The sequence below is a fragment of the Kribbella soli genome (assembly GCF_004331345.1).
Taxonomy (GTDB): domain Bacteria; phylum Actinomycetota; class Actinomycetes; order Propionibacteriales; family Kribbellaceae; genus Kribbella; species Kribbella soli.
Map to the genome: position 1 here is coordinate 496,359 of NZ_SJJZ01000002.1, position 13,630 is coordinate 509,988.

General features: G+C 69.1%; 12 protein-coding genes. 4 read left to right on the forward strand and 8 right to left on the reverse strand.

The window, feature by feature from the left end; genetic code table 11:
• The first annotated feature begins 95 nt into the window (after positions 1-95).
• The gene (locus tag E0H45_RS16590) at positions 96-956 is read left to right on the forward strand and encodes a GNAT family N-acetyltransferase (protein WP_131338228.1); all 861 of its coding nucleotides are present in this window, start codon (positions 96-98) and stop codon (positions 954-956) included.
• Here E0H45_RS16590 and E0H45_RS16595 read toward each other — a convergent pair.
• Together E0H45_RS16595 and E0H45_RS16600 are read right to left on the reverse strand one after the other, a co-directional pair.
• Entirely contained in the window at positions 951-1,472 is a 522-nt protein-coding gene (locus E0H45_RS16595; RefSeq protein WP_131338229.1) for a TrmH family RNA methyltransferase, read from the reverse strand. The genes E0H45_RS16590 and E0H45_RS16595 overlap by 6 nt on opposite strands.
• A 54-nt stretch (positions 1,473-1,526) precedes the next feature.
• A complete protein-coding gene (locus E0H45_RS16600; protein ID WP_131338230.1) occupies positions 1,527-3,293 on the reverse strand; it encodes a M1 family metallopeptidase in 1,767 nt (588 codons plus the stop codon).
• A gap of 128 nt (positions 3,294-3,421) precedes the next feature.
• Between E0H45_RS16600 and E0H45_RS16605 the strand changes: the two genes are divergently transcribed.
• The gene (locus E0H45_RS16605; protein ID WP_131338231.1) at positions 3,422-4,984 is read left to right on the forward strand and encodes an adenylate/guanylate cyclase domain-containing protein; all 1,563 of its coding nucleotides are present in this window, start codon (positions 3,422-3,424) and stop codon (positions 4,982-4,984) included.
• A 45-nt stretch (positions 4,985-5,029) separates the two neighbouring features.
• On the opposite strand, the gene E0H45_RS16610 is transcribed toward E0H45_RS16605, so the two are convergent.
• From E0H45_RS16610 to E0H45_RS16620, 3 genes are all read right to left on the reverse strand, one after another.
• Positions 5,030-5,737, reverse strand: a complete 708-nt coding sequence (locus E0H45_RS16610) for a MerR family transcriptional regulator (RefSeq protein ID WP_131338232.1) — start codon at positions 5,735-5,737, stop codon at positions 5,030-5,032.
• Between the two features lie 83 nt (positions 5,738-5,820).
• Positions 5,821-6,564, reverse strand: coding sequence for an SDR family oxidoreductase (locus tag E0H45_RS16615; RefSeq protein WP_131338233.1), 744 nt, complete (start codon positions 6,562-6,564; stop codon positions 5,821-5,823).
• A gap of 22 nt (positions 6,565-6,586) precedes the next feature.
• Positions 6,587-7,378 (reverse strand): GNAT family N-acetyltransferase, encoded by a 792-nt coding sequence (locus E0H45_RS16620; RefSeq protein ID WP_131338234.1) that lies wholly within the window; start codon positions 7,376-7,378, stop codon positions 6,587-6,589.
• A gap of 120 nt (positions 7,379-7,498) precedes the next feature.
• Between E0H45_RS16620 and E0H45_RS16625 the strand changes: the two genes are divergently transcribed.
• Together E0H45_RS16625 and E0H45_RS16630 are read left to right on the forward strand one after the other, a co-directional pair.
• A complete protein-coding gene (locus E0H45_RS16625; protein WP_131338235.1) occupies positions 7,499-8,281 on the forward strand; it encodes an ArsR/SmtB family transcription factor in 783 nt (260 codons plus the stop codon).
• A 12-nt stretch (positions 8,282-8,293) separates the two neighbouring features.
• Positions 8,294-9,562 carry a sulfatase-like hydrolase/transferase gene (locus tag E0H45_RS16630; protein ID WP_131338236.1) on the forward strand — a complete coding sequence of 423 codons (1,269 nt, stop codon included), beginning with the start codon at positions 8,294-8,296 and terminating at the stop codon, positions 9,560-9,562.
• On the opposite strand, the gene E0H45_RS16635 is transcribed toward E0H45_RS16630, so the two are convergent.
• The 3 genes from E0H45_RS16635 to E0H45_RS16645 all read right to left on the reverse strand — a co-directional run bounded on the left by E0H45_RS16635 (position 9,559) and on the right by E0H45_RS16645 (position 13,565).
• Positions 9,559-11,685, reverse strand: coding sequence for a RecQ family ATP-dependent DNA helicase (locus E0H45_RS16635; RefSeq protein WP_131338237.1), 2,127 nt, complete (start codon positions 11,683-11,685; stop codon positions 9,559-9,561). The genes E0H45_RS16630 and E0H45_RS16635 overlap by 4 nt on opposite strands.
• 79 nt (positions 11,686-11,764) lie before the next feature.
• On the reverse strand, positions 11,765-12,244 hold the full coding sequence (gene soxR, locus E0H45_RS16640) for a redox-sensitive transcriptional activator SoxR (protein WP_131338238.1): 480 nt from the start codon (positions 12,242-12,244) through the stop codon (positions 11,765-11,767).
• Positions 12,245-12,290: 46 nt separating this feature from the next.
• Positions 12,291-13,565 (reverse strand): MFS transporter, encoded by a 1,275-nt coding sequence (locus tag E0H45_RS16645; protein ID WP_238155049.1) that lies wholly within the window; start codon positions 13,563-13,565, stop codon positions 12,291-12,293.
• Positions 13,566-13,630 lie beyond the last annotated feature (65 nt).

Genomic DNA, 13,630 nt, shown 5'->3' on the forward strand with positions numbered 1-13,630 from the left:
GGCTCCTCTCCCCGCTCCCCGTTCGGCCTGCGCGCCACGGTAGCGGATCGATCGCCACGCGGCACGTGATCCCGGGACAGCGTTATGTTGACGGCTTGAGCATCCGACTGATTCCCCTGACAGATCCCGACTACAAGCCGTTCAGCCGCCGGATCGCCTGGCTGGCCGCACAGGCTGACGGTACGCCGGTCGGTTCCGCGTTCCTGCGGCTCAACAGCCGCAAGGCACAGGCGCACCTCGGCGACCTGGAGATCAACGTGCACCCGGCCGAGCGCGGCCGCGGGATCGGGTCGCTGCTGCTCGGCGCCGTCGTCACCGGCGCGCGCGAGCACGACGTGCGGACGCTGATCACGGACGTCGACGTCAACTCGGTCGGCGACCGTTTCCTCCAGCGGCACGGGTTCGTCATCGGTCTGACGCTGATCTACGCGCGGCTCGATCTGTCGACAAGGACTCCCGACGTACCGGAGGTCCCGGGCTACCGGCTGGTGTCCTGGGAAGGCGTGGTGCCGGAGGAACTGCTGCAGACCTTCACCGATGCGCGCGCAGGGATGAACGACGCGCCGTCAGGCACGATCGACGCCGGCGTCGACGTCTGGGACGTCGAGCGGACCAGGCACGCCGCACAGCTGATCGAGCAGCGCGGCGAGCGTCTCACGGTCGTCGCGGCGGTCGACGGCACGGGCCGCATCGCCGGCTTCACCGAGGTCGTCGTCGCAGGTGACGGGAAGGGCGACGGGCAGAACTACGGCACCGCCGTCCTCCCCGAGCATCGCGGCCGCGGGCTCGCCCTGTGGATGAAGGCCGCCCAGATCCACGAGACCCGTCGCCGGTTCCCCGATCTCGACGGCCTGCTCACCGACACGGTCGACACCAACACGGCCATGCGGCGTACCAACGACCGTCTCGGCTACCGCCCGCAGTACGAGATGCACCGTCGGACGCTCGACCTATAGCAGCCCGGCCAGCCGGTACAGCACGAGCGAACCCGCGACCGCGACGTTGAGGCTGGCGCCGGTCCCGATCATCGGGATCTCGACGACGACGTCCAACTCGTCGACCGCCTCAGGCGGGATCCCGGTCCGTTCGTGCCCGAGAACGGCGATCGTCCGGTTCCGCGCCGGCGGCAGATCAGCCAGCCGGATCGCCTCGTCGGCCAACTCGACCCCGATCACCGTCGTGTCCGGTCGGCTCCGCTGATCGATCAGCCAGCGCACCGGATCGTGGCCGGTCCAGTGCACGCAGGTCCGTCTGCGCAGCGTGTTGCCCTTGGCAAGCGCATCCGGCACCCACGGCAGCTTCGGTACGGCGAGACACGCGCCGACCGCGTCACAGGTCCGGAGCAGCGTCCCGAGGTTCACGTCGTACATCGGCCAGAGCGGCGCGATCAGCAGATGGTCCCAGCACGAGTGGGACCTGCGGCGGCGTTGGTGCTTGAGGTCCTTGCGGCTCCGCACCCGGATCCCGCTCATCGAGCAGCGGGATCGATCCTCCCGTCAGGAATTCGCGTCATCATAAGACCCAGTCTACTGGCCCAGGATCTTCTGCACCGCCGCGGTCGTGATCGGGTGGTACCCGGGGCGCGCCTTGGCGAAGACCTCCGCGGCGAACGCCCGGTCGGTGCCGGCCAGCGCCTGGTACACCGGGAGGACGAGCTTCATCCGGCCGACCTTGGTCAGGAACTCGGCCATCTCGGCGTACGACGCCTCGTAGCTGCTCGCGGCAACGATCTGGTACCAGCGCCGCGCGATCTCACCGTTCGCCGTGCCGGTCAGGCCGAACGCACGGTCAAGCTGCTGCAGCAGCAGCGGACTCAGTACGTCGGGAGCCGCGTCGAGGAACCGCAACCACTCCTGCGTCGTCCACCGCTCCGCGCCGTGCGGCAGCTCGCCCGTCGTCAGCCACAGGCCGCGCGCCTCGTCCACGACCTGGAACCGCGCCGACACCGCGCGCCGCGCGAACGCCGGGATCCCCGGCTCGTACAGCCAGGCGGTCAGCTCGTCCTCGGTCACCACGCCCGGATGCGGCGCGGTCAGGTGCTCCCGGAGGTGCTCCACGAAGTTGTCGGTGTTGATGCTGCGGAACGCGAACCGGTCGAAGTACCCGCGCAGGAACGGATCGAACACCTCCCGCGTGAACCGCTCCTCGAGCCAGGACAGGAACCACGACCCCTTCAGCGGGCCGGTCGACGTCGTCCCGTGGTACTCGGACCGGTGGTGCAGGCCCGGCAGCTCGACCGCGAGCTCAGCCGGCGTCAGCGGATCGAGCTTCACCACGGTCGCGTGCTGCTTGATCGCGGTCTCCATCACCGCGAACTCGGTCCCGTAGACAGCCTCGACGATCCGGTTCTCGACGTACGACGTGAAGCCCTCGTTGAGCCAGATGTCGTCCCAGCTGTCCTGCGTGACGAGGTTGCCGGACCAGCTGTGCGCCAGCTCGTGCGCGATCACGCTGACCAGCGACTTGTCGCCGATCACCACGGTCGGGGTCGCGAACGTCATCCGCGGGTTCTCCATACCGCCGTACGGGAACGACGGCGGCAGCACGAGCAGGTCGTAGCGACCCCAGCGGTACGGGCCGAAGAGCTCCTCGGTGACCCGCATCATCTCCTCGGTGTCGACGAACTCGGTCGCCGCCCGCCGCGCCATCTCGGGCTCGGCCCACACCCCCGACCGCTCGCCGAGCGGCTCGAACACCAGATCGCCCGCGGCGATCGCCAGCAGGTACGACGGGATCGGCTCCGGCATCACGACGTCGTACGAGCCGGTACGGCGGGACGTCGTACCGTTGTCGGCGCTCATGAGCACCATCAGCTCCGGCGGCGCCGTCACGTGCGCGGCGTAGCTGAACCGCACGCTCGGCGTGTCCTGCACCGGGACCCAGCTGCGCGCGTGGATCGCCTGCGACTGGCTGAACATGAACGGCATCACGCCGCCCGCCGTCATCGCCGGCTCCAGCCACTGCAGGCCGGTAGCGGTCGGCGAGGTCCGGTAACTGACCTTGACCCGCGGGTTGCCCGCCGTCCGGATGGTGAGCGCGGAGCCGAGTTCCGGGTCCGGAACCGCGAGGCTGTACTCCAGCGGCTCCCAGCCGTCGGCGGTCAGTCCCTCGACACCCAGCACCGTGAGGTCGCGGGTGTCCAGGACGAGCCGGCTGGTCGCACCGGTCCAGGCGAGGGTGTGCGTGGCACTACCGGCCAGCACGTTCTCGTCGAAGTCGAGCGCGAGGTCGAGTTCGAGGTGGGTGGTCCGAACCACATTCGGCTCGGCGTAGGAGTGGCGATCGTGCGTCAAGGGATGCTCCCCGAGTGAGGCGTCCGAGGAACAGTACCCACGTCGCGGGCGGATCGGACGACCAATCTGGGCCAGACGCACCACCGTGCCAAAACCCTCGGACGGTCCTGACTTGGCAGACTAGGGCCATGACGTCCCAGCGGAACCTCGAGCTGGTGCTGAAACGGCGCCCGTTCGGGTCCTGGCTGCTCGGTCCGGCCGACCAGAGCACCAAACGGCTGCGGATCCGGCTCCACCTGCTGCTCACCGTGTTCTCGATCGGCACCAACCTGATCGGCGCCTTCGTCACCTTTGTCCTCGCCGTCTTCGTGCTGCCGGGCCCGTCGCTGGTCGACCAACTCCAGCTCATCGACGCGATCGTCATCCCGGCGTACTTCCTGTTCGCGATGGGGGTCTGTTACATCTGGAGCAGCCGCCTGACGAAGCGGGTCACCCACTGGATCGACCTGGAGCGGCCGGCCAGCCGGCGGGAGCAGATCGCCACGCTGCAACTGCCGCTGCGGCTCACCCTGATCGAGGTGCTGCTCTGGTTCGGTGCCGCCGTGCTGTTCACGGTGATGACGCTGATCCTGCAGCCGGAGAACGCACTCCGGGTCGCGCTCACCGTGATCGACGGGATGATCATCACCTCCGCGGTCTCGTACCTGCTGACCGAGTTCGCCCTCAGGCCCATCGCCGCGCGGGCGCTCGTCGACTCCCCGCCGCCGCGCCGCCTGCTCGCGGCCGGGTTGAAGGCCCGCACGGTGTTCTTCTGGGCGGTCGGCTCCGGCGTACCCGTGGCGGGCCTGATGCTGGCCGCCGTACTCGCACTGATCGAGGGCAACGTCACCTCGACCCGGCTCTCGGTCGTGATTCTTGCCCTGGGCATCGTGGCGCTCGGCAACGGTTGCCTGCTCACCTGGTTGTCGGCGAAGTCCGTGGTGGCGCCGGTCCGGTCGGTGCGGGACGCGTTGAACCTGATCGGCGAGGGGCGGCTCGACGTGAGCATCCCGGTCTTCGACGGCACCGAGCTCGGGTCGCTGCAGGCCGGGTTCAACCGGATGGCGGACGGGCTGCGCGAGCGGGAGCGGATCCGGGACCTGTTCGGGCGGTACGTCGGGCCGGGCGTCGTCCAGGAGGCGCTGACCAGCGACAGCCTCGGCGGCGAGGAGCGGTACGCCGCGGTGCTGTACGTCGACCTGGTCGGATCGACCGAGCTGGCGGCGCAGCGGCCGCCGGCCGAGGTCGTGCAGCTGCTCAACCGGTTCTTCGCGCTCGTGGTGGCCGAGGTGGACCGGCAGGGCGGGTTTGTGAACAAGTTCGCCGGTGACGCGGTCCTGGCGGTCTTCGGGGCGCCGGCCGAGCTGGCGGATCCGGCGGGCAGCGCTCTCACCGCGGGACGGGAGCTGGCCCGGCGGCTCGCCGACGAGTTGCCGGAGGCAACCGCCGGGATCGGCGTCACGGCGGGGATCGTGGTGGCCGGCACGGTGGGCGACGTACGGCGGCACGAGTACACCGTGATCGGAGACCCGGTGAACGAGGCGGCGCGGCTCAGCGAACTCGCCAAGACGGCCCCCGGCCGACTGATCGCGTCAATGACCGCTGTCGAGAAGGCCGCGCCGGCCGAGTCCGATCAGTGGCGGCAGAGCGACCTGATCACGGTACGAGGGCGATCGGTGCCGACGCGTCTTGCTGTCCCGCACCGACTTTGAGCACCCACCAACCGTTTCGGCGCCACTCAAATGGTTGGTGGGTGCTCAAAGAGGTCGGGGTTGCTCGATGAGCTCATAGAGGAGGGCGGCGCCGTGGAGCATTGCCTTGGTTTGGCGGTCGTGGGCGGCGCGGCGTTCGGCGATCGCGGTGCGTAGGGCATCGGTGCTGCCAGTACGGCGCAGGCCGTCGAGGACGGGCTTGATCTGCTCGAAGTAGTACCGGCCCTGGCGGAGCATGTGGATGATCCGTGCGTCGCGCACTTCCTCCGGGCCGTAGCGCCGGTACTTCGTGCCCGGTTCGCGGGTCGGCGCGAGTAGGCCCGCGGCCTCCCAGACGCGGAGGGCCGACGTACGGATGCCGAGGCGGTGGGCGAGTTCGCCGACGAGCAGCGACGGTCCGGCGACCGGCTGCTCGTCGACGTACTCTGCAGCCAGCGCACCGAGCGCCTCACTGGCGGCGTCGGTGGCGAGTCGCTGCTCGTGCAGGGCGGCGTGGGCCGCGTCCACGAGCCTGTACGCGAGCGCCTCGTCGCCGTTGTGGACGGCGCGCATGATCTCGGTGGCGGTCTCGGCGCCGAAACCGGGTGCAAGCGCGCGATACGTCAGCAACGCCGCCACATGCTCAGGCCCGTACTGCCGGTACCCGGTGTCCGACCGCGGCGCCGGCGGCAGAATCCCGGCCGCCTCGTAGTTCCGCACCAACTGCGTCGACACGCCCGCCCGGCGCGCCAGATCCACCGGCCGCAGTCCCACTCCCAACCTCCTACCTCTCGACTTTGTGCACCAGATCCGTACGACGGACGCTCGAGAACGCGGAACCCGTGCACAAAGTGGTGCTAGCGGCCGCCGGAGACGTCGACGGTGGTGCCGGTCATGTACGAGGAGCGGGTTGAGGCCAGGAAGGCGATGACCTCGGCTACCTCTTCCGGCTTGCCGGGGCGGGCCAACGGCGGGGTTGCGCCGAGGCGGTCCAGGCGGCCGGGCTCGTGGATGTCGGTCTGGATCAGGCCGGGCCGGACCCCCAGAACGCGGACGCCCTCCTTCGCGACCTCGTTGGCCAGGCCGGTCGTGAGCGCGTCGACGGCAGCCTTGCTCGCCGCGTAGTCGACGTACTCGCCGGCCGATCCGAGCACCGCGGCGCGCGACGAGACGTTCACGATGACGCCACCGTCCCCGCCGTACGCCGTCGACATCCGGCGGACCGCGGCGCCCGCGACGAGGAACGCGCTGATCGCGTTGATCCGGAACACCCGGTCGAGCCGTTCCGCGTCGTACTCCGCGACCCGTCCGGCCGGCGAGACGACGCCGGCGTTGTTGATCACCGCGCTGATCGGGCCCAGCTCCGCGGTGACCGCGTCGAACAGCCGCTCGATCTGATCGGCCTCCGTAACGTCCGCCTGGACGGCGATTGCGCGACCGCCGCGCTGCTCGCAGGCCTTCACGACTCGCGCGGCTTCGTCGGCCTGCGTCCGGTAGTTGACCCCGACGTCCCAGCCGTCCGCCGCGAGAGCAAGCGACGCGGCCGCGCCGATCCCGCGACTTCCACCGGTGACCAGTACAACCCCACGTCCTTCAGTCATGGGCCTACTGTTTCATGTGGGGTCACGCAGGCGGCTTCGCGAACCCGAGCTGGGTCTCCGAGTCGGTGAATCCGAGCGAGCGATAGATCCGGATCGCGAGATACTCCGGATCCGCGACCATCACGAGGGTCCGCGCACAGCCTTCGGTCAGCCCGTACGTCGACGCGTGGTGGACGAGCGTGGTCGCCAGCCCGCGACCACGATCGTCCGGGGACGTCTGCACATCCTGGAACCGGGCCAGCCCCTTGCCGTCGAACATCAACCCGAGCGCACTCTGCAGCCGATCCCCGTCGAACGCGCCGAACCACTTCCCGTGACCGGCGTCGACCAGCTCGCGTTTCGCCGCCAACCTGCGCCGGGTGAAGTCCTCGTACGCCGCGTCGACCTTCATTGACGCGGTGGCGAGGCTCTGGTGGTACAGCTGCTCCCAGTCGTCGTCACTGTTCAGGAAGCGGTACGTCGAGTCCGCGTTGGGCCGTTGCGGTGGCAGGACCCGATCGGCCGTCATCACGACACTTCCGTCGACTGTGAACCCGGCGGCGGTCAGCTCGTCCTCGGCCCCGATCTCGCCGTCGACGGTATCGATGCCGATGGCAACGTGGTCCGCGTCCGGGAACTCCCGACGGAAGTCGTCGAGGCGGATCTTGGTGTCGTCCGGGGCGAACGGCGTGCGGTACAGCAGGAAGTTGCCCCACCAGAAGCCGGGGTTGGCCGGCGTACGGATCACGACGTACTCGCCGGTGTCGTGGAAGGTGCTTCCACTCAACTCCAGCAGCAACAGGTCGGTGCGATAGCCGAGGCTCGTGATCTCCACCTCCTCATCCTCGCCCACCCGTCAATCGCCTTCTTTGACGATGCAGTGGTTGACATGCAGCCGATTGGCTGCATATGTTGGAAAGGCAGCCAGACGGCTGCATGAAGCGATCGGAGTGCGATGGACGACGAGGTGTTCCGGGCGCTCGCGGATCCCAGCCGGCGACGGCTGCTCGATCTGCTGAACGTGCGCAACGGGCAGACGCTGCGCGAGCTGTGCGCCGAGCTCGACATGGCGCGGCAGTCCGTCAGCAAGCATCTCGCCGTACTCGAGAGCGCGAACCTCGTCAGCACCGTGTGGCGCGGCCGGGAGAAGCTGCACCACCTGAACGCGGAGCCGATCAACGCCATCGCCGATCGCTGGATACATCAGTACGACCGTCGGCGGGTTCAGCTGTTCGCCGACCTCAAGACGGCTTTGGAGGCTGAAGTGACAGACAATGACTTCGTCTACACCACGTACATCCGGACCACGCCCGAGCGGTTGTGGCAGGCGCTGACCGACCCGGCGTTCACTGAGCAGTACTGGCAGCTCCACCACGAGACCGACTGGAAGCCCGGCTCCCCGATGGTGTGGCACCAGGGCGACGTCGTGATCTCCGGACCGGGGCAGGTCGTCGTCGAGCACACGCCGTACACGCGGCTGTCCTATGCCTGGCACCACATCACGCCCGAGTTCGCGCAGAAGTTCGGGATCGACGAGGCGACGTACGAGCGGACCAGCCGCGAGCCGTTGTCGACGGCAACGTTCGAGCTCGAGCCGGTCGACGGCCAGGTGAAGCTCACCGTGATCCACAGCGGCTTCGAACCGGACAGCACGATCCGGACCATGATCCAGGACGGCTGGCCGCAACTGCTGGCGGACCTGAAATCCTTGCTGGAGACCGCAGCCGCCACCGTGTAGCAGGAGTCCCGCGTGCCCCGTCCGAACATCGTGATCATCTACACCGACGACCTCGGCTGGGGCGACCTCGGCTGCTACGGCAGCCCGGACATCCGGACGCCGCATCTCGACGCGCTGGCCTCCCGCGGTGTCCGGATGACTGATTGGTACTCGAACTCCCCCGTCTGCTCGCCGTCGCGGGCCGCGCTGCTGACCGGGCGGCATCCGGCGCACGCCGGTGTCGAGTCGATCCTCGGCGCGAAGCGGGACACCCACGGTCTGCCACCGCAGTCCACGCTCGCGTCGGCGATGTCGACGGCCGGCTGGCGTACGGCGGTGTTCGGCAAATGGCACCTCGGCGTCGAGCCCGGGTCGGCACCGCTCCGGTTCGGGTTCGACCACCACTTCGGGTTCCGGGCCGGCTGTGTCGACTACTACTCGCACATCATGTACTGGGGTGTGCGGAACCCGTTGCACGATCTGTGGTCGGACGACGACGAGGTCTGGCACAACGGCGACTACCTGACCGACCTGATCACCGATCGCGCGGTCGAGTTCATCACGGACGCTCACGATCCGTTCCTCTGCTACGTCGCGTACAACGCGCCGCACTACCCGATGCACGCGCCGGCCGACGCGATGGCGCAGTACGCGCACCTGCCCTGGGACAAGCAGGTGATGGCGGCGATGATCAGCCGGGTGGACGACGGCGTCGGGCGGATCGTCGAGGCGCTGGAGCGGACCGGGCGGCTCGACGACACGATCATCTTCTTCTCGTCCGACAACGGGCCGTCGGCGGAGGAACGCAACTGGCTCGGCGGCGAGGAGATCGCGTACGCCGGCGGCTCGACCGGCGGGCTGCGCGGTCACAAGGGGTCGCTGTTCGAGGGCGGCATCCGCGTCCCCGGTATCTGGTCCTGGCCGTCCACGCTGCCGTCCGCTGTCACGTCCGCCGAGCCCGCGATGATGATGGACGTGACGCCGACGGTGCTGACCGCCGCTGGCCTCACCCCGCCTGCCGATGTCGATGGCATTGCGCTCTTCACCGCCAGCACGCCCGAACGCACCCTGACCTGGGAGTACGCCGGACAGCAAGCGATCCGCCGCGGCCCGTGGAAGCTCGTCACCGACCCGGCCGAACGACTGGGCGCCCCGCAGACGCCCGGCCAGCACCTCTTCAACCTCATCGAGGACCCGGCCGAAACCAAGGACCTCTCGAGCTCACACCCCGAGGTCCTCGCCCAACTCCTCGAGGCGAACCGCGACTGGACCAGCACCCTCGAGAGCTGGCGAGCCTCTTAAGGACGCTTGTGGATGATCAGCGGGAGAACCGCGGCCGCACCTGCTTCGCGAAGTTTGGCCGCAGCTACCGTGACCGGCCACTGCGACGACGTGGAGTCGACGAGTAGCAGGACGGTGCGTGCTGTGACGGCCTGGGCCGTGGCGCCGTCCACCTGGATACCGTCCCGCCAGACTTTCGCCTCCTCGGCCGACGACAGGTCGTCGGTGTAGCCGGTCCGGTCGATGGTCAGCTCCGCCCGCTCCAACCGTCCTACGCCGGCAACGTGATCCGCAACCGCGGACGTGAGGTCCCGGTAACCCCCGGCAGCGAGCGGTACGACGACATCCGGCCGGGCGGACCACGACCCCCGCCATCGGGACAGCGCCGCGACGGCACCGGCCTGCAACGCCTCGACTGCATCCGTCGCGGGCGAGCCGCCGAACGCTCCCTGCAAGACCTCGCGCCACTCGGGCGCGTCGGCGTACACGATGATGCGGCCCGGCTCGGCGGAGAGGGCGGGTGGGATCTTCCCGCGGGCGCCGAACGCGCCGCCCGGCCACATCTTCCGCGTCTCCAGGACGTGGACCTCGCCGCGCAGCGACCGCGTGATCGTCGCGACGGTCTCCGGATCGGGCCGCTCCACCAACGGCTCCGGCAGCGCGCCCAGACACACCGAGCACCGGCCGCACGGCTCGGCCGACGGATCGTCCAGCGACTCCTGGAGAAGTTGCATCAGACAACGATCGCCGCGGGTGTACGCACGCATGATGTCGGCCTCGCGCCGTCGTACCGACACGATCCCGTCGTAGTGAGCCGCGTCGAACGTCCACTCGGCGCCGGTCCGGACCCAGCCGCGCTCGACCCGGTCGACGGCTCCGTCGACTGCGAGTTGCTTCAGCATCAGCTCGACCCGGGTCCGGCGCAGTCCGGTCTCGGCCTCCAACGCCGGCACGGTCGCGGGCTGATCCGGCCCGTAGCTCTCCAGCGCGCGGAGCAGGCGCTGCACGTTCTCCGGCACCGGGATCGTCGCGGTCGCGAAATAGTCCCACACGCCGGCGTCCGCGTCGGACGGCAGCAACGCCACCACCGCGTGATCGATGCCGCGGCCGGCGCGGCCGACCTGCTGGTAGTACGAGACCGGTGAGGGCGGCGAGCCGACATGCACGACGAACCCGAGGTCCGGTTTGTCGTACCCCATCCCCAGCGCCGACGTCGCGATCAACGCCTTCAGCTGGTTGGCGCGCAGCGCGTCCTCGAGACGCTCCCGCTCCCCCGCCTCCAGCTGGCCTGTGTACGCCGCGACCGGTACATCCTGCCCGTGGACCTCCTGGATCACCGCGGCGAGGCGTTGCGCGTCGGCGACCGTCAACGCGTACACGATGCCCGATCCAGGAAGCGTCGGCAGCACGTCGACGACCCACGCGAATCGATCCAGTGGCGACAGCGCATCCACGACCGCGAGCTGCAGACTCGATCGCGCCAGCGGACCACGCAGTACCAGCGTCGACTCACCGAGCTGCTTCGCGACGTCCTCCGTCACGCGCGAGTTGGCCGTCGCTGTCGTCGCGAGCACCGGCGTCTTCGGGTTCAGTTGCTGCAGGACCTCGGACACCCGGCGATAGTCCGGGCGGAAGTCGTGACCCCAGTCCGACACCGCATGCGCTTCGTCGATCACCAGCAGACCGATCTGCCCGGCCAGACCGTCCAGCACGCGCCGTCCGAAGCCCGGATTCGCCAGGCGCTCCGGGGAGACCAGCAGGACGTCGACCGCGCCGGAGCGCAGATCGTGCTCGATGCTCGACCACTCGTCGATGTTGTTCGAGTTCAGCGTCGCGGCGCGGAGCCCTGCACGGCTCGCCGCGGCCACCTGGTCACGCATCAACGAGAGCAGCGGTGAAACCACCAGCGTCGGGCCGAACCCCTCGGCCCGCCGGATCGCTGTCGCGGCCCAGTAGACCGCAGACTTTCCCCAGCCGGTCGCCTGGACGACGAGCACCCGCGCGGCCGCCTCGCACAACGCGGCAACCGCGGTCTCCTGATCCGTCCGCAGCCGCGCGTCGTCCCCCGCGATCGCGTGGATCAGGTCACCCGCAACCTTCGCCCGGTCGTCGGTCAGAGTCAGCATCGCCGCAGTCTCGCCCATGCCGACGACAGTAGACGCCTCTACCCCCAAACCGCGGCCCCCGAGCCCACCACCTGTGGATAACCCGGCCGGCATTGGGTCAGGCGCACTTGCCGGGGTGGCAGGGTTCTCCGTTGGTGGCGACGAGGCGGCGGGGACCAGGGCCTGTGGTGGCGAGGGTGTCGTGGGGGTTGGCCAGGGCGCAGCGGTCGATCGAGAGGCAGCCGCAGCCGACGCAGTCCTTGAAGTCGTCCCGGAGCTGTTCGAGGTGCACGATGCGGCGGTCGAGCTCCGCCTGCCAGCACTCCGAGATGCGCTCCCAGTCCGCCCGCGTCGGCGTACGGTTCTCCGGCAGCAGCTTGAGGATCGCGGCCACCTCCGCGAGCGGTACTCCGACCCGCTGGGCGATCCTGACCAACGCCACCCGCCGCAACGTGTCCCGCTTGTAGCGGCGCTGGTTTCCCGACGTACGGCGACTGATGATCAGCCCCTGCCGCTCGTAGAAGTGCAGAGCCGAGATCGCCACGCCGCTGCGCTGCGACAGCTGCCCGACCGTCAACTCACCCGGCTCGATGTCCATTGCCCATCCCTCCAACCTCAACTTATATCGAGGCTAGCGGAAGGAGTCAGGCGGTTACGAGGCGGCGTCCGATGCTCGCGGACATCAAGGCGGCCGCCGCGCAGAGCCCGCCGGCCAGGTACCACGCCAGGTTGTAGCTGCCCTGCGCGTCCCGGATCACACCAGCACCGGTCGCGGCCAGCGCTGCGCCGACCTGGTGCGACGCGAACACCCAGCCGAACACGATCGGCCCGTCCTCGCCGAACCACTCGCGGCACAGCGCGACGGTCGGCGGCACGGTCGCCACCCAGTCCAGCCCGTAGAAGATGATGAACACCCAGGTACTCGGAGCAGCCGTCGGTCCGAGCAGCGACGGCAGCACCAGCAGCGACAGGCCACGCAGCGAGTAATAGGCGATCAGCAGGTACCGCGGGTCCCACCGGTCGGTCAGGTACCCGGAGAGGATCGTCCCGCCCACGTCGAACACACCTACCAGCGCCAGCAGCGACGCTGCAGTCGTGACCGGCATGCCGTGATCGTGCGCCGCCGTCACGAAGTGCGTCCCGATCAGACCGTTCGTCGACGCACCACAGATCGCGAACCCGCCCGCCAGCATCCAGAACGCAGGCCGCCGCGCTGCCATCCGCAGGGCGTTCAGCGCTCGCATTGCGCTACTACCGGTCATCTCCACCCGCTGCCCCGCAGTACTGCCCTCCGGAGCGCCGTACGCACGCAACCCGACATCACTCGGGTAGTCCCGCAGGAAGAACAGCACCAGCGGTACGACGGCCAGCGCCGCACCCGCTGCTACGAGCGCGGGCACCCGCCAGCCGTAGTTCGACGCCAGAGACGCGATCAGTGGCAGGAAGATCAGCTGACCGGTCGCACCGGCCGCTGTGAGGATCCCGGTCACCAGACCGCGACGGTGTACGAACCAGCGCCCGGTGATCGTCGCTACGAACGTCATCGACATCGACCCGGTGCCAACGCCGACCAGGAGCCCCCAGCAGAGCAGCAGCTGCCAGGAGGCGGTCATGAAGACGGTCAAGCCGCTGCCCAGCGCGATCAGGACCAGTGCGCCGCTGACGACCTTCCGCAGCCCGAGCCGGTCCATCAGTGCGGCAGCGAACGGCGAGATCCCGCCGAACAGCAGCAGGTTGATCGACACCGCGGCCGAGATCGTCGCGTGCGACCACCCGAACTCCTCGTGCAGCGGATCGAGCAGCACACTCGGCACCGACCGGAACCCAGCCGCGCCGATCAGCGTCACGAACCCGACCACAGCGACCGCCCAGGCCAGGTGCACCCGGGGAGCCTTCTTCGTCTCCAGAATCTGCGTCACCCGATCAAGAATGAGGGTTCGATCGTCATCGAACTAGTGGCCAGATAGCCAACATGTGTCAAGAT